The 23764-nt window shown below is 67.5% G+C and carries 23 protein-coding genes and 1 tRNA gene; 16 read left to right on the top strand and 8 right to left on the bottom strand.

Annotated elements, in window-relative coordinates:
* Positions 1-47: 47 nt before the first annotated feature.
* Positions 48-1634, bottom strand: a complete 1587-nt coding sequence (locus GC106_RS18955) for an ABC transporter permease (protein ID WP_173132180.1) — start codon at positions 1632-1634, stop codon at positions 48-50.
* Positions 1631-2521 (bottom strand): ABC transporter ATP-binding protein, encoded by an 891-nt coding sequence (locus tag GC106_RS18950; RefSeq protein WP_173132178.1) that lies wholly within the window; start codon positions 2519-2521, stop codon positions 1631-1633. Before GC106_RS18950 ends, GC106_RS18955 begins: the two co-directional genes overlap by 4 nt.
* 92 nt (positions 2522-2613) lie before the next feature.
* Here GC106_RS18950 and GC106_RS18945 point away from each other — a divergent pair, with 92 nt between their 5' ends.
* From GC106_RS18945 to GC106_RS18920, 6 genes are all read left to right on the top strand, one after another.
* Positions 2614-3123: a GbsR/MarR family transcriptional regulator gene (locus tag GC106_RS18945; RefSeq protein ID WP_312872728.1), complete on the top strand. Its 510-nt coding sequence runs from the start codon at positions 2614-2616 to the stop codon at positions 3121-3123.
* 9 nt (positions 3124-3132) lie between these two features.
* The gene (locus GC106_RS18940) at positions 3133-4809 is read left to right on the top strand and encodes a DUF885 domain-containing protein (RefSeq protein ID WP_173132175.1); all 1677 of its coding nucleotides are present in this window, start codon (positions 3133-3135) and stop codon (positions 4807-4809) included.
* Positions 4810-4988: 179 nt separating this feature from the next.
* Entirely contained in the window at positions 4989-6173 is a 1185-nt protein-coding gene (locus tag GC106_RS18935; RefSeq protein ID WP_173132172.1) for a thioester domain-containing protein, read from the top strand.
* Positions 6174-6235: 62 nt separating this feature from the next.
* Positions 6236-8179, top strand: coding sequence for an FUSC family protein (locus GC106_RS18930; protein ID WP_173132169.1), 1944 nt, complete (start codon positions 6236-6238; stop codon positions 8177-8179).
* A gap of 31 nt (positions 8180-8210) precedes the next feature.
* Entirely contained in the window at positions 8211-8405 is a 195-nt protein-coding gene (locus GC106_RS18925) for an antitoxin (RefSeq protein WP_173132166.1), read from the top strand.
* Complete coding sequence (locus GC106_RS18920; protein WP_173132163.1) at positions 8402-8995, top strand: putative glycolipid-binding domain-containing protein; 594 nt, start codon at positions 8402-8404, stop codon at positions 8993-8995. Before GC106_RS18925 ends, GC106_RS18920 begins: the two co-directional genes overlap by 4 nt.
* Positions 8996-9051: 56 nt before the next feature.
* Here GC106_RS18920 and GC106_RS18915 read toward each other — a convergent pair whose 3' ends face one another.
* The 3 genes from GC106_RS18915 to GC106_RS18905 form a co-directional block, all read right to left on the bottom strand.
* Positions 9052-10842, bottom strand: a complete 1791-nt coding sequence (locus tag GC106_RS18915; protein ID WP_173132160.1) for a fibronectin type III domain-containing protein — start codon at positions 10840-10842, stop codon at positions 9052-9054.
* Positions 10843-10907: 65 nt separating this feature from the next.
* Positions 10908-11879, bottom strand: coding sequence for a prephenate dehydrogenase (locus GC106_RS18910; RefSeq protein WP_173132157.1), 972 nt, complete (start codon positions 11877-11879; stop codon positions 10908-10910).
* Positions 11880-11949: 70 nt separating this feature from the next.
* Positions 11950-13197 (bottom strand): M20 metallopeptidase family protein, encoded by a 1248-nt coding sequence (locus GC106_RS18905; RefSeq protein WP_173132154.1) that lies wholly within the window; start codon positions 13195-13197, stop codon positions 11950-11952.
* A gap of 79 nt (positions 13198-13276) precedes the next feature.
* Between GC106_RS18905 and GC106_RS18900 the strand changes: the two genes are divergently transcribed.
* From GC106_RS18900 to GC106_RS18880, 5 genes are all read left to right on the top strand, one after another.
* Positions 13277-13765: a tRNA adenosine deaminase-associated protein gene (locus GC106_RS18900; RefSeq protein ID WP_173132151.1), complete on the top strand. Its 489-nt coding sequence runs from the start codon at positions 13277-13279 to the stop codon at positions 13763-13765.
* The gene (locus GC106_RS18895) at positions 13762-14217 is read left to right on the top strand and encodes a nucleoside deaminase (RefSeq protein ID WP_312872727.1); all 456 of its coding nucleotides are present in this window, start codon (positions 13762-13764) and stop codon (positions 14215-14217) included. The genes GC106_RS18900 and GC106_RS18895 overlap by 4 nt, the downstream gene beginning before the upstream one ends.
* A gap of 51 nt (positions 14218-14268) precedes the next feature.
* Entirely contained in the window at positions 14269-14490 is a 222-nt protein-coding gene (locus GC106_RS18890; RefSeq protein WP_173132148.1) for a CsbD family protein, read from the top strand.
* Positions 14491-14504: 14 nt separating this feature from the next.
* On the top strand, positions 14505-15065 hold the full coding sequence (locus tag GC106_RS18885; RefSeq protein ID WP_173132145.1) for an RNA polymerase sigma factor: 561 nt from the start codon (positions 14505-14507) through the stop codon (positions 15063-15065).
* A 32-nt stretch (positions 15066-15097) separates the two neighbouring features.
* A tRNA-Ser gene (locus GC106_RS18880) sits at positions 15098-15187 on the top strand.
* Between the two features lie 191 nt (positions 15188-15378).
* Here GC106_RS18880 and GC106_RS18875 read toward each other — a convergent pair.
* A complete protein-coding gene (locus GC106_RS18875; RefSeq protein ID WP_173132142.1) occupies positions 15379-15600 on the bottom strand; it encodes a hypothetical protein in 222 nt (73 codons plus the stop codon).
* Positions 15601-16409: 809 nt separating this feature from the next.
* Here GC106_RS18875 and GC106_RS18870 point away from each other — a divergent pair.
* A complete protein-coding gene (locus tag GC106_RS18870; protein WP_217280657.1) occupies positions 16410-17210 on the top strand; it encodes a sulfite exporter TauE/SafE family protein in 801 nt (266 codons plus the stop codon).
* 52 nt (positions 17211-17262) lie between these two features.
* On the opposite strand, the gene GC106_RS18865 is transcribed toward GC106_RS18870, so the two are convergent.
* Complete coding sequence (locus GC106_RS18865; protein ID WP_173132136.1) at positions 17263-18141, bottom strand: ArsR/SmtB family transcription factor; 879 nt, start codon at positions 18139-18141, stop codon at positions 17263-17265.
* Positions 18142-18579: 438 nt separating this feature from the next.
* Between GC106_RS18865 and GC106_RS18860 the strand changes: the two genes are divergently transcribed.
* From GC106_RS18860 to GC106_RS18845, 4 genes are all read left to right on the top strand, one after another.
* On the top strand, positions 18580-19305 hold the full coding sequence (locus GC106_RS18860) for a hypothetical protein (protein ID WP_173132133.1): 726 nt from the start codon (positions 18580-18582) through the stop codon (positions 19303-19305).
* 95 nt (positions 19306-19400) lie between these two features.
* Positions 19401-20219: a hypothetical protein gene (locus tag GC106_RS18855; RefSeq protein WP_173132130.1), complete on the top strand. Its 819-nt coding sequence runs from the start codon at positions 19401-19403 to the stop codon at positions 20217-20219.
* Between the two features lie 209 nt (positions 20220-20428).
* A complete protein-coding gene (locus GC106_RS18850; protein WP_173132127.1) occupies positions 20429-21247 on the top strand; it encodes a hypothetical protein in 819 nt (272 codons plus the stop codon).
* Between the two features lie 175 nt (positions 21248-21422).
* Entirely contained in the window at positions 21423-22217 is a 795-nt protein-coding gene (locus GC106_RS18845; protein WP_173132124.1) for a hypothetical protein, read from the top strand.
* A gap of 63 nt (positions 22218-22280) precedes the next feature.
* On the opposite strand, the gene GC106_RS18840 is transcribed toward GC106_RS18845, so the two are convergent.
* The gene (locus GC106_RS18840; protein WP_173132121.1) at positions 22281-23603 is read right to left on the bottom strand and encodes a BNR-4 repeat-containing protein; all 1323 of its coding nucleotides are present in this window, start codon (positions 23601-23603) and stop codon (positions 22281-22283) included.
* Positions 23604-23764: the final 161 nt, after the last annotated feature.

Here is a 23764-nt window from a genome sequence, read left to right as displayed (position 1 = left end):
CCGGGAAGTGGGTGAGCCGAGCGAGGCTCACCCACTTCCCTTGTGCGTCAACCGATGTCGCGGCGGCGGAAGCCCGCGAGACCGACGGCCATCAGCACGACGGCCACTACGGACAGCCAGATCAGCGGAGTCGCGCTGATGTCTCCGAGCAGCTTCGGCACGTGCGTGAACGGTGAGACGTTCATCAGCCACTGCGGCACCTGGAGCATCGGGCCGAGCTGCCCGAGCAGCCAGAAGACCGTCAGCGCCGCCCAGCTGCCGATCACGTACCGCGGCGCCAAACCGAAGAGCGCCATGGCGATTCCGGCGACGACCAGTGTCGCGGGCAGCTGAACCAGCGCGGCCTCAAGGACATTGCCGAGCTGACCGCTGACGTCGCCGACCGAGATGCCGTACGCGACACCCATCGCCAGACCCGCCGCCACGAGCATCACGGCCGCTCCGACGGCGGCGAAAACCAAGTGGCTCAAGGCCCAGCCGAGCCGGCTGACGCCCGTCGCCAGCACGGGCTCCGCACGCACACTCGTCTCCTCGGCACGCAGTCGCAGGGTCGCCTGGACGGCGTAGACCGAGGCGACCAGCGCGATGATGCCGAGGATCGCCGTCATGAACGCGTCGATCAGCGCGGACTTGCCGCCCATCTGCTCGACGATCCTGGCGACCTGCGGGTTGTCCTTCACCAGGTCCGTCGCGCTGTTGGCGATGCTGCCGAACATCACGCCCAGCACGAGGAAACCGATCATCCAGCCGATCATCGACCACCGGTGCAGCCGCCACGCCAGTGCGAACGGGCCGTTCAGCGAAGCGGCGGCGTCCGCCGGGCCTGGTCGTGGACGCACCAGCCCGGCACCGTGGTCACGCCTGCTGACAAGCGCGTAGGCCGCTCCAATCAGGACAATCGCGACCGCGAGCAGCAAAACCACGATCCACCAACGGTTTTCCGCGTACGGGTGGGCCTTCTGCAGCCACCCGATGGGGGAGAGCCAGCTGACCCACGTCGCCGAACCCGCGTCACCGATCAGCCGCAGCACGAACGCCACGGCCAGGACGAGCACCGAGATTCCCGTGACCGTGCGGGCGTTCTCGGCGAGCTGGGCGGCGGCCGCGGCCACTGCGGCGAACGTGATTCCCAATGCACCGAAGGACAATCCGGCCAGGAACGACCCGTCGACCGGCATGCCCTGGCCCGTCAGGCCCGCCGCGATCAGCAGTGCCGCCAGGATGTTCGCGCCCGTCGCGACGATCAGCGCGGCCGCCATCGGGGCGTGCCTGCCGACCACGGTCGCACCGATCAGCTCCAGCCGGCCGGCTTCCTCGTCCTGACGGGTGTGCCGGTTGACAGTCATGATGCTCATCAACGTGACCAGCAGCGCGCCCGTGATCGCGAGTCGCCACATCACGACCGCGCCCGGCGACGTGTCGTAGACCTGGCCGTAGATCGCGGTCATCGCCGGGTTGCTGCCTATCGTGGCCGCGATCTGCCTGCGGGACGCCTCCGTCGGGTAGAGCTCCGCGACCGAGCTCGCGGTCGCCAGCACCAGGCCGGCGGTCACCAGGATCCAGATCGGCAGCCGGACCCGGTCCAGCCGCAGCGCCAGCCGGATCAGCGATCCGGTGCCCACGAGGGTGGTCATTTCGGTTCGTCCTCGTAGTGCCGCAGGAACAGTTCCTCCAGCGTCGGCGGCTGGCTGGTCAGCGACCGGATGCCGAACGTGGTCAGGTGCCTGAGCGCGCCGTCCAGCTCCGCGGTGTCCACCTCGAACTTGACGTGGTGGTCCCGCGCCTGCAGGTCGTGCACGCCCGGCAGGCCGGCCAGGCCGGTCGGTTCGACGGCCAGTTCGGCCTGGATGGACGTCCTGGTCAGGTGCCGCAGCTGGGCGAGCGATCCGGTCTCGACCGTGCGGCCGTTGCGGATGATGCTCACCCGGTCGCAGAGTGCCTCCACTTCGGAGAGGATGTGGCTGGACAGCAGCACCGTCCGGTCGCGTTCCTTCTCCTCTTCGATGCACTCGCGGAACATCGCCTCCATCAACGGGTCGAAGCCCGACGTGGGCTCGTCCAGCACGAGCAGTTCGACATCCGACGACAACGCCGCCACCAGGGCGACCTTCTGCCGGTTGCCCTTGGAGTACGTGCGTCCCTTCTTGGTGGGATCGAGTTCGAAGCGCTCCAGCAGCACGGCTTTGCGCTTCGGGTCCAGGCCGCCCCGCAGCCTGCCGAGCAGGTCGATGACCTCGCCGCCGGACAGGTTCGGCCAGAGAGTGACGTCGCCGGGCACGTAGGCCAGCCGGCGGTGCAGTTCGGCGGCCTGCCCCCAGGGGTCGCCGCCGAGCAGCCGGGCGGTGCCCGCGTCAGCGCGCAGCAGGCCCAGCAGGACACGGATGGTCGTCGACTTGCCGGCCCCGTTGGGGCCGAGGAAGCCGTGGACCTCCCCCTCGCTGACGGTCAGGTCCAGACCGTCCAGCGCACGTGTCCGGCCGAAGTTCTTGACCAGGCCGGACACGGATATCGCGTGTGTCATGCGGCAAAGTTACACTCATTTCACAAAATCATGAAGTTAAGAAAGCGTATAAACTTACTTGTGGCAACCAACTCCCAGAGGAGGATGGATCGGTGAGCGTCGCACCAGAATCGCAGCGGGACCCGACCGCGGTCCTGAAGTTCATCGAGCGGTACGCCGGACACCTCGCCGACGCGGGAATGCAACGGATGGCCGCGCGAGTGTTCGTGGCGTTGCTCTGCGAGGACTCCGGCCGGATGACCGCGACCGACATGGCCGAGCTGCTCCAGGTCAGCCCGGCGGCGATCTCCGGCGCGGTGCGCTACCTCAGCCACGCCAACATGGTCGAGCGCGAGCGCGAGCCCGGCTCGCGGCGCGACTACTACGTCGTCAACGACGACCTCTGGTACGACGTGGTCACCCGGCGCGAGCAGCTGATGCACCGCTGGGAGATCACCATGCGGGAGGGCATGGAGATCCTCGGCGAACACACGCCCGCCGGGTTGCGGTGGAAGGAAACCCTGGAGTTCTACGCCTTCATGCACGAACGCCTGCCGCAGTTCATGGCGGAGTGGCGGGAGCGACGGGCCGAGCTGCACCGCAAATGGGGCCTGACCGACTAGTTTCGTGGCATGACGACCCCTTCGAGCCAGGCCGACGCGCTGGCGGACGAACTGATCCGGCTGGGCTTCGACCGATCCCCGATCGGCGCTTCGCTGCACGGCATCCCCGGGTATGACGCGCTGGTCGGCGACCCCTCGGCGGCCGCGGACGAGGCCAGCCGGCTGCATGCGCTGGAGCTGGACAGGCGCGCCGACGCGGTCGACAAGGGCACGGTGAGCGCGCAGGACGCGATCACCCTGGCCGTGGTGTCCCAGCAGGCACAGACCATGGTGGACCGGATCGACTCGAAGATGGCCGAGTACACGGTCACCGACCTGTTCGTCGGTCCCGCGGCCGGCCTGCTGACCATGCTGCCGATGACCGCGCTGCCGACCGAGCAGAAGGCCCGTGACTACCTGACCAGGCTGCGGGCTCTGCCCGAGTACCTGGAGGCGTTCGCCGTACGGCACCGGGAAGGCGTCGCCGCGGGCCGTGTTCCGGTGGCACACCTGGTTCAGGCCGCCGTCGCGCACCTCGACCGGTATCTCGGAGCGTCCCCTGAGGACGATGCGCTGCGCAGGCCGCAGCCGCCTGCCGGGATCGCCGAGTCCTTCGTGGCCGAGCGGGACCGGATCATCGACGAGGTCGTCCGGCCCGCGTTCGCGAAGTACCGCGAGGTCCTGGCCGGCGAGCTGGCCCAGCACGGCCGTCCCGCCGAGAAGGCGGGCCTGACCTGGCTGCCCGGCGGGGACGAGCTGTACGGCCGACTGTCCAGAGTGCACACCACGACCGACCGCACGGCCGAGGAGCTGCACCAGACCGGACTCGACCTGATCGACTCGTTGTTCGGCGAGTTCGCGGAGATCGGCTCCCGGGTGTTCGGCACCAAGGACGTGCAGGAGATCTTCACCCGGCTGCGCGAGGACCCGGCATTGCGCTGGAGCTCGGAGGAGGAAATGCTCTCCTCGGCGCGCACCGCGATCGAACGCGCCGAAGCGGAGGCACCGAAGTGGTTCGGGCGGCTGCCTTCGCACAGCTGCAAGGTCGAACCGGTGCCCGCGGCGGAAGCCCCGGGCGCGCCGATGGCGTACTACCTGCCGCCGTCTTTGGACGGTCAGCGCGCGGGCACTTATTTCGCCAATACATATCAGCCCGGTGAGCGGTACAGGCACACCTCGGAGGTGACGGCGTTCCACGAAGCCGTGCCAGGACACCACTTCCAGCTCACGATCGCGGGCGAACTGCAAGACCTGCCGTTGTTGCGCCGTTTGGCCGACGTGAACGCGTACGTTGAGGGCTGGGGCCTGTACTGCGAACGGCTGGCCGACGAGATGGGCCTGTATTCCGGCGACATCGCCCGCCTGGGCATGCTCGCGTTGGACGCGACCAGGGCCGGACGTCTTGTCGTGGACACGGGTCTGCACGCCAAGGGCTGGTCACGGCAGCAGGCCGTGGACTACATGACCGAGAACGTGCCGATGCCGCAGCTGGAGATCGCGACCGAAGTGGACCGTTACATCGCGTATCCGGGGCAGGCGCTGTCCTACATGGTCGGCAGGCTGGAGATCCAACGGATCAGGGCGGCCGCGGAGAAGGCGCTGGGGTCACGGTTCGACATCAGGACGTTCCACGATCTTGTCATCGGCAGCGGGCCGCTCCCGCTCACTGTCCTTGACCAGGTGGTGAACGAGTGGGCGGCGCGGTAAACGTACCCCGCATCACACCCGCTTCACGAAGTGGATAGAGTCACGCCGCTGATCGGTAGATGTACGCCAGGTAGTTGTTCCTGACACACGTTAGAGGGACGAGGGCGCGCGTGTGTCGCGAGCAGCTGCGAAAGCACACGGGGTAGCTGGGGCACTAACCGAAGAGGGAGCACCAAATCGTGAGTCGGGTGAAGAAGCTGCGCGTCGGCGCGGCACTGGTTGGCGTCACGGCCACGGCCTTGTTGGCTTCGGTGACGCCCGCGGCCGCGGAAGCCGCTAGAGGCAAGATCGTCAATCCGACCGAGGCCGAGAAGACAGCCGGCCAGGGTTACCAGATCGAGCTGACCAACGGTCCGGAGGACAAGCGCAAGTTTGACACCTCGCTCTTTGTCCTTGAGGTCGGCGACAAGCGGCTGCGCACCTACTGCGTCGACATCTACACCAGCATCAAGCCTGGCGCGGAGTACGAAGAGGCTGCCTGGAACGAGCACCCCAAACAGGGCACCTCGTTCAAAAAGAACAGCGCCAAGATCAACTGGATCCTGCACAACGGGTACCCGGAGCTGTCCGCCGAGGCCATGGCCAAGAAGATCGGTGGCGAGTTCGACGGCGGGCTGAACGTCGCCGAGGCGGTCACCGCGACGCAGGCCGCGATCTGGCACTTCAGCGACGACGCCCAGTTGAAGCTGGACGCCCCGACGCCGAAGAATCCCGAAGCCAAGAACGACGTCGTCAAGGTCTACAAGTACCTGATCGGCGAAGCCAACGTGGGCATCTCTGCCGCGCCCAAGCCGGTGCTCACCCTGGAACCGACCAAGCTGAGTGGCAAGCCCGACAGCCTGATCGGGCCGTTCGTGGTCACCACGACCGCCGCGGGCATCGCCATCACGGCCAAGTTGCCCGAGGGCGTCATCTTCAGCGACAAGGACGGCAAGGAACTGCCGAAGGCCGACGTCGCCGCCAAGATCCAGTCGCTGGACAAGTACGAGTTCTACGTGAAGGTCCCGGCCTCGGTGACCACCGGCAAGGTCGAGTTCACCGTCGCCGGGGAAAGCGAGTTCTCGCTCGGCCGACTGTTCGTCGCACTGGGCAAGAAGGGTGCTCGCGCCGACTCGCACCTGGCTTCGCAGTCGATGATCCTGGCCAGCTCGGAGAAGGTGCGCCTGGAGGCCAAGGGGTCTGCGGACTGGGCCGTCGCCACTGCGCCCAGCACGGAGCAGGCCCCGCAGCCGCAGCCGAAGAACACCGATAACGAGCTGGCCAACACCGGTGCCTCGGTGCTGACCCCGCTGATCATCGGTGTCGTGCTCGTCGGTGGCGGTGTCGGTGCGCTGATCTTCCAGCGTCGTCGTCGTCGCGCGTGACATAGGCAGCACTCCAGGCCCGGTGGCGCGTCCACCGGGCCTGGTTTTGTTTAGATGGTCCTGTGCCGGGGACGAGTGCAACGGGCAAGCAGGTCGCCGCTCCACATTGGCTTGTCCAGTTGCTCCGGTCGAAGAAGGCACCGGTGCCGTGGAAACGGATCGTGCGGGCGGCGATCACCATCACCGGGCCGATCGGGATCGGGCTGGCCGTGGGCCGGCTCGACATCGGCGTGATCGTCTCGATGGGCGCGTTGTGCGGCACCTTCGGTGACGCGGACGGGCCCTACCGGTACCGCGCGCGGCGGATCGGCTGGGCGGCGGTCGGCGGCGGGATCGGGTTCTTCCTCGGCAGCCTGGCCGGTGGCCACGGCTGGTGGTCGGCAGCGGTCATCGTCGGCCTCGCCGGGATCTCGGCGTTGATCAGCACGAGCGGCAACATCGCGTCGCTCGCGGCCTTGCAGATGCTCGTGTTCGCGGCGTTGGGCGCCGGTCAGCCCAGGGGCACGCTCTCGGCCACGTTCTGGTTCGTCGTCGGCGCGGGTCTCGTGTGGCTGCTGGCGCTGGCCGCGTGGCCCTTCAAGGCAACAGGCCCGGAGCGCGCCGCCGTGGCCGAGATCTACGACGAGCTCGCCGTGATGCTCGCGGCGTCAGGCACCGCAGGTGCCCGCGCGGCGAGGCGTGACCTCACCACGGCCCTCAACGACGCCTACGACGCCCTGCTGACGGCCCGTTCGAACCTCTCCGGGCGTGACCGGGCGTACCGCAGGCTGATGACGCTCCTGGCCGACACCACGCCCGTCGTCGAGGCCAGCGTCGCCCTGGTGAACGTCGGACGGCAGCCGCCCGCCCAGGTCGTGCTGCACATGACCGCGATCGCCGAGGCGATCCGGCTGGACAAACCGTTGCCGCCGGCGCCGGAGTTCGACGAGGCCTCCCGCGGCCTGGCGGCGTTGCGGGCCGGATTGGAGGGTCTCGCGGCGCCGGGCGGGAAACGTGATCACCGCGATCCCGAGGACCACGTGCGGTTGCGGGAACGCCTGGACGCCTTCACCGGCTGGGTGGCGTGGTCGCACGCGTTGCGCCTGATGCTGTGCATGGCGGTCGCCGAGTTCCTTGGCTGGGCGTTGCGGCTCGAATACTCGTACTGGGTCGCGTTGACGGTCGCGATCGTGCTCAAGCCGGACTTCGGGTCCGTCTTCGGCCGTGCGGTCCTGCGAGGTCTCGGCACGTTGCTCGGGGTCCTGCTCGGCGCGCTCGTGCTGGCGTTCGATCCGCGTGGATGGGTCCTGGTCGTGCTGGTGGCGGTGATCGCCGGAGCGTTGCCGTACGGCCGTGACCGCAACTACGGCATGTTCTCCACGTTCGTCACGCCGCTCGTGATCGTCCAGCTGGACTTGGCGCATGCCAACGACTGGGGCCTGGTCGCGGCCCGCCTGACCGACACCGCACTGGGCTGCGCGATCGTGCTGGTCTTCGGATACCTGTTGTGGCCAGGCAGTTTGCGGCCCCGGGTGGGGACACAGCTGCTGAGCACCCTCGAGTCGCTGGGAAAGTACATCGAGCACGGGCTGTCCGGTTCGGACAAAAGGGTGAAACTACGCAGGGAGACCTATCGGCAGCTGTCCGACCTGCGCAACGCCTTCCAGCAGGCCGTGGTCGAACCGTCCGCCGCGGGCCTGCAGGCGGCGGCGTGGTGGCCGGTGATCGTGACCCTGGAACGGGCGGCCGACGCCGTGACCGGCCTGGCTGTCGGCATCCAACGCGGCGCCGAGCCGATCTCGCCCGACGCGATCGAGGCACTGACCGACGCGGTCGCCGAGGCCGTGGCCTCGATCAGGGAGGAACGTCCGCCGGAGCGGATGCCCATGCCCGACGTCGACCGGCTGTCCCGGCTGGTCACGGAGCTGGTGTCGGTGCTGGCCACGCTGCGCGGACCGGACTGGTACACCCGGACGGGCGGGCAGATCGTCCGAAGGCTGCTGCAACCAGTCCGCCGGGTTGGGTAGCCTGCGAGACGGGCCTGGTGAGGGAGACGACATGGCAATGAACTTCGACGAGCTGAGGAACAAGGCGCAGGACCTTGTCAACCAGCACGGCGGCAAGATCGAAGAGGGTGTCGAGAAGGCTGGCGAGTTCGCCAAGCAGAAGTTCGGGCACGAGGCCCAGATCGACTCCGTCGTCGGCAAGATCCAGGACATGATCCCGGACAGGCCCAAGCAGGACACCGCGTGACCACGACGATCACCCGCAAACCCACCATCCTGACCTGGCAGGGCGTGGACACGCCCCGGCTGGAGTCGGTCCGTCTGCTGGTCTCCGACGACCGGTTGAAGGCGTCCGGCCGGATCATCGCCGCGGCGACCGGCGACGAGGAGGCCTTCAGCGCCTCCTTCGAGGCCGGGACCGACCAGTCCGGCGCGTTCAGCCGTCTGCTGATCCGCGCGACCACGGCCGAGAACGAGTGCCAGATCTCGGTCACCCGCACCAAGGACGGCCTCTGGCTGGTCGACCGTGGCCAGGGTAGCGAACGCGCGGCCTTCGGCGGAGCGCTCGAAGTGGACGTCGAGGGCTCGGTCCTGTTCAACTCCCTGCCGATCCGCAGGCTCGGCCTGCACCGCGAGCCCGGCACGCACGAACTGCCGGTCGTGTACGTGTCGCTGCCGGATCTGTCGCTCCGCGTCTCGCAGCAGACCTACACGACGGTGTCGGTCGGCGAGCAGAGCTCGGTCGTGAACTACGCCGACGAGACCTTCAGCGCGGACCTGACCGTGGACAGCTCAGGCTTCGTGATCGAATACCCCCACCTCGCCCACCGCGTCTGAACCCCCTCGTGAGTGTTTATCAGGGTTAGAACACGGATAAACACTCACGAGGCTGATCAGCGGGGGATCGACCAGGTCGTGGTGGTGTAGCCGGGGGGCACGTTCGGGTCCGTGCTGATCGCCTTCACCTCGACGTTGTGCGGTCCTGGCGGGAAAGCCGCGCTGTTGAGGGCGATGCGCCACTGCCCGGCGACGCCGGGGCCGTCCTTGTTGGTCGGGATGCCCACGATCCGTTGGGCGTCCACGAAAACCTCGATCCCGGCGAGTCCCGCGTGCATCGCCAGCCCTTCGGCGGTCACCTCCAGCACAACACGTCCCCGGGAGGAGAGCTCGTTGTTCTCGATCTTGCGGCCGGCGGCGTCCAGGAAGGTCGTGTTCAGCGAAGCGAGGACCAGGCGTGGCCGTTCCGCCGGCTCGGACGGCGGTTCGGCCTGATCGGGTGCGGGCTTGCCCGCCGGGTCGGGGATCAGTTCGAGGTCGGCGTGCTGCACGACCGGTGAGATGTTCGGATTGGCGCCGCGCACGGTGATCCGCAGTTCACGGCGGTCGCCGGACAGCACGAGCGCGTCGGCGGGCAGGTCGGCGACGATCGGGAACCGGTATGTGGGAGCGAAAACGTGCCCGTCGACGGCCGGCCGTGCGGGAAAGGAGCGGCCGGCGATCTCGACCGTGAACGGCTCCATCGGCTCACGAAGTGTCGTCCGCACTGTCATCCGCAGCTGGCCGCCCAGAACTCCGGACATCAGCTCGGTCCTCGTCGCCTTTCCCGCGTTGGTCGCGCTGATCCGCGGCGGCGGGACGAACGCGGGCGTCTCGGCACTGGACAGGCCGATCGCGTCGACGCCGATGTAGCTCAAACCGTTGGGCGGCCCGGCGAAACCGAACAGGGGCGTCGCCGACGTCCACGTGGGCACGAAACCGCTGCTCGCCACTTTGGTTCCGTCACGCCACAACGACAGGCCGTCGGTGCGCAGGACGAGTTCCCAGCGGGAGCTCAGGCCGGTCCGGCGGGGGATCGCGACCGGCTCGGCGCCGGGCAGGGTGACCGAATCCGGCGTGATCTTCACCCGGACCGTGCCGGGCGGCAGTCCGCTGTCGATCAGGTCCGCCGGGCCGGGGACCAGGTCGAACAGCAGCTCACCGTCCCTGGGCGGGCAGTCGGTCTCGATCATCAGCCTGCCGAGTTCGCCGCCGTTGTCCTTGAGCTGCAAGGGAGTCCGGGAGCGTAACGCGACGGATTCGTTGCCACAGGCGGCGCTGATCATCAGCCTGTGGCTGTCGTCGCCCACTCCACGGGACATTCGTGCGCAGGCTGCGTTGTTCGCGAGTCGCCACCGTGCCGGATCGGGCACGACATCGCCGTCGAAGTGGTCGACGAGGGCGTAGCGGCTTTCGTCAGGACGGTTGTCGGACGGTCGTTTCCGGATGACCGACGGGTCGGACCGCTGGCCGAAGGAGTCCACGGCCCGGACTTCGACCTGGTATTCGACGGTGTCCTCCAAACCGTCGAACTGCACCGCGTTGTCGGCGATCAGCTGGTTGCGGATCACGCCGCCCTCGCCGCGCAGCTGCACCTCGTAACCGGGTGTCTTCGCCGCCCACGTCACCTGTAACCGGTGCGGTCCCGGAAGCACCGAGAGGTCCGCAGGTCTTTCCGGGCGGTTGCCGGGTTTCGGGGCCAGGGCGCTGTCGTTGACGAACTCCTTGACGATGGTCTGGATCGGTGTGGGAGGCGGCGGTTCCTGCTCGGTCGGCGTGTCGGTATTACGCAGCGCGACCACGGCTCCGGCGACGACCACCAGACCCCCGGCCACGTATCCGGCTCGACGCAACAGACGGCGCTCCACCCAGACAAGCTAGGGGGCGATGTGCCCTCGTTCACACTTTCGTTGCGCGGTCGATACCGAACGAGTTATCCGGTCAGCGCGAAATCCCCGTCCAGCCCGACGATCCGGCCACCGTGGTCGCCGAGGGCCAGCAGCGTCTCGCGGGCGTCCGGGGCACTGAGGTCGATGCGGCCGGGCGGACGGGCCGTCCCGCGGTAGTCCCGCAACGCCTGCCAGCCCTGATGACCGGCTTCCACCGTCGCGCCAAGAGATCCGGTGGACGCCAGCGCGCCACGCGCGGCGCCGAGCCGGCCGAGCGCGTCGTCGACGGCGTCCAGCAACGGTCCCCGGTTGCCCTCACACATCGCACGGATCAGCTCCGGACGCGTTCCGGCAACACGCGTGCCGTCGGTGTACGAGCCCGCGGCCAACGCCAGCGACAGGTTCCCGCCGTCGGCACCAACCGCGGCGAGCACAGCGGCCAGCAGATGCGGCAGATGCGAGATCCGGGCGACCGCGTCGTCGTGCCCGGCCGCGGTCGCGGGCACGATCTGCGCGCCGCAGTCCAGGACCAGGCGTGCGACATCACGCCACGCCTCCAGGTCGGTCTCGTCCTCGACGGTCAGCACCCAGGACGCGTCCTTGAACAACCCGGCGGACCCGGCCGCCCAGCCGGACGAGGTCGTACCCGCCATCGGATGCCCGCCGACGTACCGCGTGCGCGGCACGGTCTGCCGTACCACCAGCTCGACGGGCGACTTCACGCTCACCACGTCGGTCAGCACGCATTCCGGCGCGTGCGCGGCGATCGCGCCCAAGGTCCGGTCCACCGCGGGCAACGGGACGGCGATCACCACGATCGCGTCCTGATCACCGGCCTGGCGCAGGGCGTCGCTCACCTCGGACGCGACCGTGTAGCCGTCCACTGTGGCGGCTTCGGCATCCACCGTGGACGTCGTGAAGCCCCACGCCTGCCTGCCCGATTCGCTCGCCGCGCGCAGCAGCGAACCGCCGATGAGCCCAAGTCCGATCACGCACACTGGCCGCACGACGCACATCCTGCCCTACGGTGTTGAATACACCCGGTAATTGTGACCGTCCCGGCACAGTCTGTCGTCTTCGTGGTGCCTACCGGAGCGTGTCCAGGGCGAACGCCGCGTACATCGCGACCCCGTTGGCCAGCGCCGACTCGTCGAAATGCACCCGGTTCGAGTGGTTCGGGTCGGCGTCGGCCGGGTCGACGCCGGGCGGGCAGGCGCCGAGGAACGCGAACGCGCCCGGCACCTTCTGCAGGACGTACGAGAAGTCCTCGGCGCCCATCAGCGGGTTGGGCATAGGCGCGGCGTGCCGCTGCCCGAGGACCGCACCGGCGAGGTCGACCACGTGCGGGCCGATGACGTCGTCGTTGACCGTCACCGGATAGCCCTGGTTCAGGTCGACCTCCGCCGTGCAGCCGTACGCGGCCGCGACGTGGTGGCACAGTTTCGGCAGCTCCTCGCGCATCCTGGCGCGGCTGGCCTCGGACAACGACCGGAAGGTGCCTTCGAGTTCGGCCGTTTCCGGGATGATGTTGGACGTGGTGCCCGCGGTGATCCGGCCGACGGTCACCACGACCGGCTCGAACACGCTGATCTGCCTGGTCACCATGGTCTGCAGGGCGCCGACGATGGCAGCGGCGGCAGGCACCGGGTCCAGGGCGTGGTGCGGGATCGCGCCGTGACCGCCGCGGCCGGTGATCCGCACGGTGAAGTTGTCCGCCGCAGCCAGCATCGCGCCCGCCTTGCTGCGGATCACGCCTGACGTGTCGGTAGCCGTGATGTGCAGGGCGAACGCGCCCTCGATCGGCCGTCCGCCCGCGTCGAGCACGCCTTCGTCGATCATGTACTTGGCGCCGTGATAGCCCTCTTCACCTGGCTGGAACATGAAGATGACCCGGCCTGTCAGAGCGTCCTTACGGCTGCACAGCAGCCGTGCGGCCGACACGAGCATCGCGGTGTGCGTGTCGTGGCCGCAGGCATGCATCACACCGTCTATTTCGGAGGTGTACGCGAGACCGCTGTCCTCCTGTAGGGGGAGCGCGTCCATGTCGCCCCGCAACAACACGGTCGGACCTGGGCGGGCACCGTTGAGGACCGCGATCACCGAGGTGCACTTCTCGCCGGTCATCACGTGCATGCCCAGGCCGTCCAGCGCCTGGAGCACGGCCGCCTGGGTGCGGGGCAGGTTCAGCCCTCGCTCCGGGAACTTGTGGATCCTTCTGCGCAACGCCACTGTGCGCGGCTGTAGCGCACGTGCCGCCTCGACCAACCCGGTGAACCGCGGATCGGTGGCCAACGGGGAAACGGACGGTGACGGGGTCGAACGGGTGGCGTTCATGTCTTTGATAGTGACATCGCTGGCGCGCCGATGGGGGCTGGTTCTTCCGGGTGAACGCGAACCGGAATACGGTGTGTCCATGTCTCTCCAGGAGCCAGTCGCCGGCTTCGCGGTAGCGGTCGTCCGGGAGGACGGCAAATGGCGGTGCGACGCCATGAGTGAAGGCGCCCTGCGTGAGCTCGACTCGGCGATCACCGAGCTGCGCAAGATCCGGTCGACCGGCGCGGTGTTCGGCATGCTGGCCGTCGACGACGAGTTCTTCCTGCTGCTCCGGCCCAGTCCTGGCGGGATGTCGCTGTTGCTGTCGGACGCGGCCGCCGCGCTCGACTACGACATCGCGGCCGACGCCCTCGACCTGCTGCGGGTCGACCCGCCGGACGACGAGGACGACGAGCTGTGGCCGGAGGGCTCGCTGGACATCCTGGCCGACCTCGGGCTGCCCGCGCCCGAACTGCAGGTGATCACCGGCGAGGTCGATCTCTACCCGGACCAGCAGTTGCAGATGATCGCCCAGCGCTGCGGGTTCGCTTCGGAGTTCAGCGCGTTGCTCGACCGCATCCACCAGTGACCGACGAGGACCTGATGCGGTCCGCACTGGCGGTGGCCGCTGAGGCCGTCAGGACCGGTGATGTGCCGATCGGCGCGCTCGTGCTCGATCCGTCCGGCAAGGAGCTGGCCAGGGCGTGCAACGCGCGGGAGGCGCTCGGCGACCCGACCGCGCACGCCGAGGTCCTGGCTTTGCGCGCGGCCGCCAGGCAGCTGGGGGACGGCTGGCGGCTGACCGGATGCACGCTGGTCGTGACGGTCGAACCGTGCACGATGTGCGCGGGCGCGTTGGTGCTCGCCCGGATCGAACGCGTGGTGTTCGGCGCGTGGGAGCCCAGGACAGGCGCGGCGGGCTCGCTGTGGGACGTGATCAGGGACCGAAGGCTCAACCACCGCCCGGAAGTCGTCGGTGGCGTGCTCGAAGACGAGGCCACAGCACTGATGGAGGAGTTCTTCAAGACGCACAGACTGTGATGTAGATCACGTCTGCGTTGTGCCGGATGGCGGAACGGGAACTCCACATCCATGAGTGGCTTCGACAAGGCTAAGGACAAGGCCGAACAGCTGATCGGCAAGGGCAAGGAGAAGCTCGGACAGCTCACCGACAACGAGGAGCTGGAAGCGGCCGGCAAACGTGACCAGCTCAAGGGCGAGGTCAAGGAGACCGGCCACGACGTGCGCGACAAGGCAGCGGGCGCGGTGCAGGACGCCAAGGACTCGCTGCGTGACGACCGGCGAACACCCTGAACGGCAAAGGGTCGGTGAACTCGGAGCCGTCCAGTGTGGAGGATGACGCCACGCTGGTAGGGCGCGCTTCGGGCGGAGACAAAACGGCGTTCGCCACCCTGCTCGGCCGCTACTCCGGCCGGATCTTCCAGATGGCTCTGCGCATCCTCGGCGACCGTGCGGACGCCGAGGACGTGGTGCAGGAAGTGTCCGTGACGACGTGGCGGCGGCTCTCCGAACTGACTGACCCCGCGGCGGTGCGCACCTGGATCTTCAGGGTGACGCACCGCCAGTGTCTGAACGTCCTGCGAGGCCGTCGCCCGCAGGAGCTCATCGACCTGATCCCCGACATGGCCGCGAACCACCCGGTGTGTGATCCACCCCGCATGGCCGAGGCGGTGGCGGCCTTCCGCGCCCTCAACGTGGCGCTCACGCACCTTTCCCCGCCCCAGCTGCACACGTGGCTGCTCGCCGAGATCCATGGCCTGCCCCACCTGGAGATCGCGCGCATCTCCGGCGGCACCGAAGAGGCTGCCCGCGCTCGCCTGGCCAGGGCCCGCCTCCGCCTCGCCGCCGAAATGCGGGCGTGGCGGTAAGCCCCGCGAAGCCGTCCGGTAAGCTTCTCCGCGGTAGCGTGTCCGAGCGGCCGAAGGAGCACGCCTCGAAAGCGTGTGAGGGTTCACGCCCTCCGTGGGTTCAAATCCCACCGCTACCGCCATCAAACAGCCAGAACGCCCGGCAGACCAGCGCGGTCCGCCGGGCGTTTCGGTGTGTGGCCGCAACTCTGGTGGCAATCGCCCAGCTAGCCCTGGCCTGTCACGCAGGGGTCTGACCGCCACTGGTTGTCGATCTTGCGTGGTGGCGGCGTGGCGTGGGCATGCTGTGGGGTCGGACGCCACCAGCCAACTGCTACCAGTGGCCGATCGTGCCGGTGAAACCGGAACTGCCGTCCGGCTGCGTGAACACCAGGTGCATGCCGTGCAACTGGCCGTGCATGCCGCCGTAGTCGTACATGGCGACGATCGTGCCGGTGAAGGTGTAGGTGCCGTTGGAGACGTCGAACGTCTGCGTGGCGTTGTCGGGCGTGAACGTGCGTTCTTCCAGCGTGTCACCACCGCCTGTGATCGTCACGGTGAGGTCGCTGGTCTCCTGGGACGGAACCCACGAGATGGTGAAAACTCCCGCGAAATGGCGCGATCCTCCCTCGCACGAACACAGATCGAGCTTCTGAAATTCCGCGAAACTGGTCACTGCCTCTGTCACTGCATCTCCTGGTATGCCGGATGGATCTCAACCGCGCTGTTGCCGTGTCGAAAGTGAGTAATGCGTCCGGTCATAGCGACGCCGACGGCGCCCCCCGAAATGCTCCATTCACGCTATTCGCGGGTCCGGGAAACTCGCGGAACCCGCATTGCCGGTCCAGGACTTTCGGTGCCTCCTCATGCTTGCGACGCCACTGGTCCGGGTGGGCGCTTCCCGGAACAGCCAATCAATCCAGGCCGTCACCGCATGGCCGGAACGAGGATCAACCACCACCCCAGCGGTGGCGGTGAATCTCTCGACAACAATGGCATGCGAGAAGAAGACCGGCCAGGGGGAAGTGACTTCTGTGACCCGTGTGTCGGACGCGCACCACCCCGTTGCTGCGCTTTGCGCTCCTCATGCACACAATAAGTATGTCCGCGGCCGCAAACGAGTGGAGTAGCTACTGCAGCCGCGTAATGTCCCATATCCGGCGCAAGACCAAGTGTGGACTTGTAACCCTGATGATCGATTGATGACGGCGATAGGTGATCAATGATCTGAGCGGATCGTCCCGTTCGCAGGGGTGCGGGTCTGACCAGTTCCGCAAGCTGGTGTGGGTGGTGCCTGACAGCTGAACACTCACTAGCCTTCGACCGCACGAGAGGCGCGGAACGGGGTAGCTCATGGTGCTTGAGGTGACCACCACCGCCGGGAGACGGGCAACGTCGTGGCCGGTCGTGTTCGCCGTGGGCGCGGCGGTCGGCGTGCTGGGCGGGATGGTCGGGCTGGGTGGCGCGGAGTTCCGGTTACCGCTGCTGATCGGGTTGTTCGGATTCGTCGCCTTGGCGGCCGTGATCCTGAACAAGGCCATGAGCCTGGTCGTGGTGCTCATCGCACTGCCCGCAAGGCTGTCGGCAGTCCCGTTGACCGAGTTGGGTCCGCATTGGACAGTGGCGGCGAACCTGCTTGCCGGCAGCCTGCTCGGTGCGTGGACGGGTGCGGCATGGGCTGTCCGGATGCGCACTGCGACCCTGTACCGCGTTCTGGCGGTGCTGATGGTGGGTATGGCCGCCGCCTTGGTAGCCACGCATCTCACCACTCTGGGCAGTGTCGGCCTGTCGAGCTGGGTACGTCTGCCAGTCGGAGTCGCGGCCGGGTTCGGTATCGGCGTGGTCGCCGCGATCATGGGCGTTGCCGGGGGAGAGTTGCTCATCCCGACGATCACGCTGCTGTTCGCCGTGGACGTGCGGGTCGCCGGAAGCCTGGCGCTGGTGGTTTCCCTGCCGACCATGCTGGTCGCCTTCGCGCGCTACAGCCGGGACCGGAGTTTCGCCGTCATACGGGAGAATCTGCCGTTCACCGCGGTCATGGCCGCCGGGTCGGCCGTTGGTGCCGTGATCGGCGGACTGCTGCTGGGAGCCGTCCCTGATGTCGTGTTGGTTCCGATCCTGGCCGCGATGCTGGCTGTCTCCGCGTTCCGGCTCGCCCGGCACTGAGCATCCAATGCGGACGGCGCCGGTGCCGGGTCAGTCACCGGCGCCGTGCCGTTCACGCGGTCAGCAGTGAAGGGGCGGCCACCCGCCTGTCGTTGGACAGGAGCGACTCGCCCAGTGGTGTCAACGTGTGCAGGACCGCGGCGCCACGGCGCTGGGTCTCGATGAGCCCGGCTTCACGCAACACGGCCGTGTGACGGCTGACGGACGCGAGCGAAGTCGCCACCCGACGCGCCAGTTCGGTAGTGGTCGCACCGCCGTCGACGGCGTGCAGCACCGTCGCGCGCGTGTTGCCGAGCAAGTCCGCCAAGGACTTGTTGCCCGCGATCTCCCAGTGCGAGTCGTGGTCGATCGGGTAGACGAGCGTCGGCGGCAGGCCGGGATCGGCCAGCGCGACCGGCGTGCCACGGCAGAAGAACGACGGCACCAACCGCAGTCCCCGGCCTTCGAGGTACAGGTCCCGCGTGACGGGATAGTCGACCTCCAGCACCGGCGCGCGCCATCGCATCATCGGCGCGAAACCGGTCAGCAACTGGTCGATGCCGCCGTCGAGGAGGTCCCGGCCACGGCGCTGCCTGTCGGCGTCCACTCTGGACTGGATCTGCGTGTCCAGCGGCTTGATCGCCGTCTCGTAGTACGACCGCAAGGACTGGTCCAAAGCGGCCAGAACCTCGGGTTCGCCGTCGGCCACCCGGCGTACCCACGCCGGCACGTCCGCCGAAGCGGCTAGGTGGGCGATCTCCGCGCTCAGCCGGGACTTCGGCGTGCTCAACACGGCCTGCATGCCCGAGTCGAAACCCCCGGCGGCTTCGCCTGGCGTCATGAAGTCGGGAAAGTACGGCCCTTTCGGGCTCAACGCGGCCAACGCGACCAAACCTGGCCGCAGCAGTGCCGATCCGGACTGCGGCCGCATCTGTTCCACCCACGGTCTCATGACCAGCGCAGTGTCCTGTTCGAACAATCTGCGACGGCTGAGGACCATCTCCCAGAACGGATCCGCGGCAGCGGCCACCCGGGTACGGATCAAGTCAGCAGTAGTGAAATGAATCCTCAGCACCTCAGACCCCCCAGTGCGAAGCCACCCCTTCCCTTCAAGACGTGCCGCCCCAGTCCCAGGTTGCCCTGCACGGCAGACTGCCCCCTCTTGGTATGTGCATCGCCGGACGTGACCGGAATGTTTCCGTCGTGCTGCAGGAGTGTGGTGCTTCCCGCCGGGATCGGCCATCGGTTTGCCGGCGCGACCAGGCCGCACCGGCCGGGGCCACGACAAGGTTCGGACACGATGCAGTTTCACCCGGGTAATCGAGTGATGAATTTCTCCCGTCGAGCGATGACCAGGTGTAGGGCCGAACGGAGCAGAGGGGACGGTGCGATGGAAGCCAAGAAGGTGCTCGCGGACGGGGCTGGAACGGGCATGGTGCAGGCTGCCGAGTCGATCGGCATCCAGTCGACCGGCGGTCATTCGTTCATCGAGGTCAACAACCAGGGTCAGTTGGTGTACTGGGCGAGGTCCGGCAACACCTTCGCCAACCACGTGCGGGGCAGCGACTGGGACGGGACGCACGCCATCACCAGCCTCGACACGAACACGTTCCTGGAGATCAAGCCGGACTACCGGCTGGCGAAGTGGACGTGGACCGGCCAGCACTACGCGGAGGACGTGGTCGGCCAGGGCTGGCAGCCCGCGCGGCTGATCGCGGGCATCGCGTCCAACCGGTTCATCGAGATCAACACGGCCGGCGAACTCGTGCTGTGGGAGTTCACCGCGTCCAACCAGCTGACCAGGTCGGTGATCGGCTCGAACTGGGGTGCCACCCGGCTGATCGCGGGCAAGGGCAACATCAACTTCATGGAGGTCAAGGGCACCGGCGGGCTGTCCGACTGGTACGACTTCGGCTGGGGACAGGGCGTCCAGGAGGTGCACCACGATGGTATGGACCTTTCCGACGCCCGGTTGATCGCCGGTCTGGACCTCGACCGGTTCCTCGTGGTCGACACGCCCGCGGGTGACCTGTTCGAGTACACCCTCGATCCCGAGCTCGGCTACGTGAAGGTGCAGCGCGGCACCGGATGGAACAACGCTCGGCTGATCGGCTGACATTTCCGCTGTGGCGCAACGGTGTGGTCTTCGTGTGGCGCCTCGGGTGACGCTGTTGCCGTACTTCCCGACAGAGGTACGGAGGGGCGGGAACAGTGCGAACCATCAAGTCTGTACTCATCAGGGGTGTGGCCGCCGCGGGGCTGATCGGCACAGGATTGGCCGGCGCGGCGGGAACGGGATCAGCGGCGGGCGACGACTTCGGCAAGCCGCTGGTCCCCGGCACGACCATCACCGAACAGCGGGACGTTTCGGCCGAGCGGACCAACGGCCACTCGTTCCTGGAAATCAACGGCGCCGGGCAGCTGGTGTACTGGACCAGGGCCGGTGCGAGCTTCGTCCCGCAGGTGCGGGGCACCGACTGGGCGAACACCAGGGCGATCACGAGCCTGGACGAAACCCACTTCATCGAGATCAAGGGCGATTTCCGGCTGTCGCTGTGGACGTGGAACGGCTCGTTCTACACCGAGAAGAACGTCGGCCAGGGCTGGGAGCCCGCCAGGCTGGTCAGCGGTGTCGCGCCGAACGCGTTCCTGGAGATCAACAACCTGGGTGACCTGCGCGTCTGGTACTTCGACGGTAACTACTCCATCACCGGGTACGACCCGATCGGCACGCAGTGGGACAACACCAGGGCGATCGCGGGCAAGGACTTCGTCGACTTCATCGAGATCGAAGGCGCGGGCGCGGTGTCGGAGTGGTACGACTTCGAGTCGGCCGGCCACGCCCTGCGGGAGACCCGGTTCGACGTCGCGGACTTCACCGCCGTCCGGCTCATCGTCGGTACCGACTTCCAGCATTTCCTGGTGATCCTGACCAACGGCGACCTGTACGAGTTCACGCTCCAGGACAACGGGGAGTACACGCCGGTGCGGGTCGGCCAGGACTGGGGCGGCACTCGGCTGATCGGCTGATTGAATTGTCTCATGTGGAGTAATGGGGTGTCTCTTGTAGAGCACTCGTTCGGCGGTCGCGATCCGTTGGGTCGCCACGACATTGCTGGTCACGACGCGAGCGGATGGATGTTTCCGCTGAGGCGCAACAGTGTTGTCCGCTGTGCCCGGAGCGGGCCAGGATGGTAACCGGCCAGACAAGGCCACTACACACAATGGGGAGACTGCAAGTGAGACTTACGAAGGTGGCGGCGACCGTCGGTGTCGCCGTGGCCATGTTCCTCGGTGCCGCCGCTACCGGCTCGGCCGCCCAGAACGACTACAGCAAGCCGATGGGTCCCGCGCCGGCCAAGCAGGACAGCGGGTTCTCCGCCCAGCGGACCAATGGCCACTCCTTCTGGGAGGTCAACAAGCAGGGCCAGCTGGTCTACTGGACCCGCTCCGGCGACAGCTACTCCGGCCAGATCCGTGGCTCGGGCTGGGACGAGGCACACACCCTTCAGATCACGGCTCTCAACGAGAACGTCTTCGTCGAGCTCAAGGCCGACTACCGACTGTCGCGCTGGACGTGGACCGGCAGCGGCTTCATCGAGGAGGTCGTCGGCACCAACTGGACGCCGACCCGGTTGCTGAGCGGCATCGACGACAACCGGTTCCTGGAGATCAAGCACGACGGTCAGCTCGTCCAGTGGACCTTCCACGGCACCACCCTGGCGCCGTACCACCTCGGCGTCGGCTGGGAGGCCGCTCGGCTGATCGCGGGTCTCGGTGGCCCCGAGGACCACATCATCGACTTCATCGAGGTCGGTACCGACGAGCTCGGTTCGGTCTCCAACTGGTTCGGCGTCGCGGGCAACCTGCAGGAGTTCCCGTTCGGCCCGAACGCCAACTTCTCCGACGTCCGGCTGATCGTCGGCACGGACTCCTACCACTTCCTGATCGTGCCGGATGACGGCACGCTGTGGGAGCTCGCCGTCGACGAGGCCCAGAACGCCTGGGTCGGCCGTCAGGTCGGCCAGGGCTGGGACAACAGCCGTCTGCTCGGCTGACCGTTTCAGCCAGGCCTGAAACCACGAGGTCCCGTCCGCGACACGCGGGCGGGACCTCGCCGTTTCCCGCCGTCGCATGTTTTCGCCGTGGCGCAACAGTGTTGTGGACGCGGGTGGTTACGGTGATCATTTGTTCCGGCCGCACAAGGCCGAAACAATCAAGGGGAGACCTCAAGTGCGACTCATCAAGGTGGCAGCCACCATCGGTGTGGCTGCGGCCATGTTCATCGGTACCGCGGGCACGAGCTCGGCCGCTCCGTCGGACTTCACCAAGCCGCTGCGGGCGGACGAGAAGATCGACCGGGGCAACGACGTCGGCGTGCAGCGCACCGACGGACACTCCTTCATGGAGATCAACGCCGCCGGCCAGCTGGTCCGCTGGACCCGTGCGGGTGAGACCTTCAGCGGTCAGGTCCGCGGTCAGGGCTGGGAGAACACCCGCCAGATCACCAGCCTGGACCCGAACACCTTCCTGGAGATCAACTCGAGCTCCAACCTGGTCAAGTGGACGTGGAACGGCAGCACCTACGTCCCGGCGACCGTCGGCACCGCCTGGTACAACACCAAGGTGATCACCGGCATCGCACCGGGCCGCTTCCTGGAGATCAACGGTTCCGGTGAGCTGCTCGTGTGGGAGTTCGGTGCGAACAACGGCCTGTCCCGGTGGGTCATCGGCATCGGCTGGCACAACACCCGCACCATCGCGGGCACCGACGACATCGACTTCCTGGAGATCAAGGGCGACGGCATCCTGTCGGAGTGGTACGACTTCTTCGACGGCGGCGCCAACCTGCGCGAGATCCGCTTCGAGGAAGACTTCAGCGCCGCGCGGCTGATGGTCGGCACCGAGTTCAACCATTTCCTGGTCATCGACCAGGCCGGCAACCTCATCGAGTTCCTCGGTGACAACAGCGGCTACACCCCGGTTCAGCGCGGCTGGGGCTGGAACGGCACCCGCCTGGTCGGCTGATCCACGCCAGTAGCACCAGGGAAGGGCCTCGCCGCGTTGGCGAGGCCCTTCCCGCATGGGCGTTTACCGGCCGGCCACGTAGATGTCGCCGTCCGCGATGGCCACGTCGCGAGCGCTCGACGCGCCGCTGGCCAGAATCCTCGCCGGGTCACGGAAGTCGCCGATCACCTCGACGCGCTGCACGGGCTTGCGTGTCGGGATCACCGTCTCGGCCTTCCACTCCTTGCCGAAGCGCAGCGTGTAGGTCTCGATGTTCGGCTTGCCGTCCCTGGTCGCGTACACGCGCCAGGTGACCGGGTTGATCGGCTCGATCTCCCGCGTCCGGACGCCGGAGGCGACCTGCCGCGTCTCCCACTTCCGGCCGTTCCACACGCTCGCCTGGTTCAGTGGCGTGCCGGTGGTGTTGTCGAACGTGAACCACAGCAGGAACGGACGGCCGATGCTGCCGCCGACCTGCTGGATGTAGTCCGGGGACTTCAGGGTGCCGGTCGGCCGCTCCAACGGCGTCTCGGCGACCTTCAGGTGGGTCTCCTGGTCGGCGTCGTCGATGTCGTAGCCGAGGTCATGCCCGCTCGCCGAGTAGAAGTGCTGGTTGTACGGGTTGAACACCGCGTAGTAGATGTTGCGGTGGTAGTAGTCGTGCACGTGCTGAGTCGGCCCGCCGCCGGCCAGCGTGTACACGATGTGCACCAGACCGGTCAGCGGGTCCTGCCGCAACTGTCCGATGTAGATCTCGTTCATGTTGTCCGGCCGCGCTGTCGAACCGATGGCGAACGGTTTCCCGGTCAGCTCCACCGAGTTCTTCCACGTGCGGCCGTTGTCCTTAGACACGATGTACTTCATCGGCCGGGTGTCGGTCGGCGTCACCTTGTCGATGTCCCGTGTGGTCTCGCGGTAGAACACGTAGAGCGTTCCGTCGGACGTCTTGAAGGGCATCGGGTAGCTGGCGGCCTTACCCGCTGGAGCTTCGAACGTCGTCCAGTCGCCTTCGAGCGAGTGCGGCCTCGGTGACCGGCTGATCACCGTCGCGGTGTTGTGCATCCCGCGCACCAGCAGGATGTGCCCGTCGTCGGCCTGGATCATCGTCGGGTAGTTGTGCGAGTCGGACTCGCCCGCGGCGATGAACTTGGGCACGGACCAGGTCTTGGCGCGGTGGTCGTAGGACTGGACGTAGGTGTCGGCGGCCTTGCCGGACCACGAGATGAAGGTCTGGTTCGCCTTCGCGTCGTAGATGCCGCCCGCGACCGGCCGGCGGTCCGACCGGGACGCGACCTCGGTGGCCGGTGTCATGACGGTGAACGGCTGCGCTGCCTGGACGGCCGGGGTCAGTGCCACCGTCACCGCCAGGACAGTCAGAGTCGTCAGAATGCGCTGCGTTCGGCGCATATAGCTGCCTCCTGGTCAATCTACCCAGGCGGCGGGAGCGACCACATGCTTGCACACCGGCTGCCGGGTGTGAAGAGGCCGAACAGTTGCCTCCCCGTACTTCCTTCGTTCACCCGGCCGGGGGACGATGCCCCGGTTGATTGTCATGAGGGAGGACAGAG

Origin of the sequence: Kibdelosporangium persicum (assembly GCF_013280595.1) — a bacterium.
In the GTDB taxonomy this organism is placed as follows: Bacteria; Actinomycetota; Actinomycetes; order Mycobacteriales; family Pseudonocardiaceae; genus Kibdelosporangium; species Kibdelosporangium persicum.
The sequence above is the reverse complement of the archived record's forward strand: the minus strand, read 5'-3'. Positions and strand labels throughout refer to the sequence as shown.

What these genes read in the sequence shown, in the direction of transcription:
- GC106_RS18955 (WP_173132180.1), bottom strand. Translation starts at nt 1,634, where the DNA reads ATGACCACCCTCGTGGGCACCGGATCGCTGATCCGGCTGGCGCTGCGG.
- GC106_RS18950 (WP_173132178.1), bottom strand. Translation starts at nt 2,521, where the DNA reads ATGACACACGCGATATCCGTGTCCGGCCTGGTCAAGAACTTCGGCCGG.
- GC106_RS18940 (WP_173132175.1), top strand. Translation starts at nt 3,133, where the DNA reads ATGACGACCCCTTCGAGCCAGGCCGACGCGCTGGCGGACGAACTGATC.
- GC106_RS18925 (WP_173132166.1), top strand. Translation starts at nt 8,211, where the DNA reads ATGGCAATGAACTTCGACGAGCTGAGGAACAAGGCGCAGGACCTTGTC.
- GC106_RS18910 (WP_173132157.1), bottom strand. Translation starts at nt 11,879, where the DNA reads ATGTGCGTCGTGCGGCCAGTGTGCGTGATCGGACTTGGGCTCATCGGC.
- GC106_RS18905 (WP_173132154.1), bottom strand. Translation starts at nt 13,197, where the DNA reads ATGAACGCCACCCGTTCGACCCCGTCACCGTCCGTTTCCCCGTTGGCC.
- GC106_RS18900 (WP_173132151.1), top strand. Translation starts at nt 13,277, where the DNA reads ATGTCTCTCCAGGAGCCAGTCGCCGGCTTCGCGGTAGCGGTCGTCCGG.
- GC106_RS18890 (WP_173132148.1), top strand. Translation starts at nt 14,269, where the DNA reads ATGAGTGGCTTCGACAAGGCTAAGGACAAGGCCGAACAGCTGATCGGC.
- GC106_RS18865 (WP_173132136.1), bottom strand. Translation starts at nt 18,141, where the DNA reads ATGAGACCGTGGGTGGAACAGATGCGGCCGCAGTCCGGATCGGCACTG.
- GC106_RS18860 (WP_173132133.1), top strand. Translation starts at nt 18,580, where the DNA reads ATGGAAGCCAAGAAGGTGCTCGCGGACGGGGCTGGAACGGGCATGGTG.
- GC106_RS18840 (WP_173132121.1), bottom strand. Translation starts at nt 23,603, where the DNA reads ATGCGCCGAACGCAGCGCATTCTGACGACTCTGACTGTCCTGGCGGTG.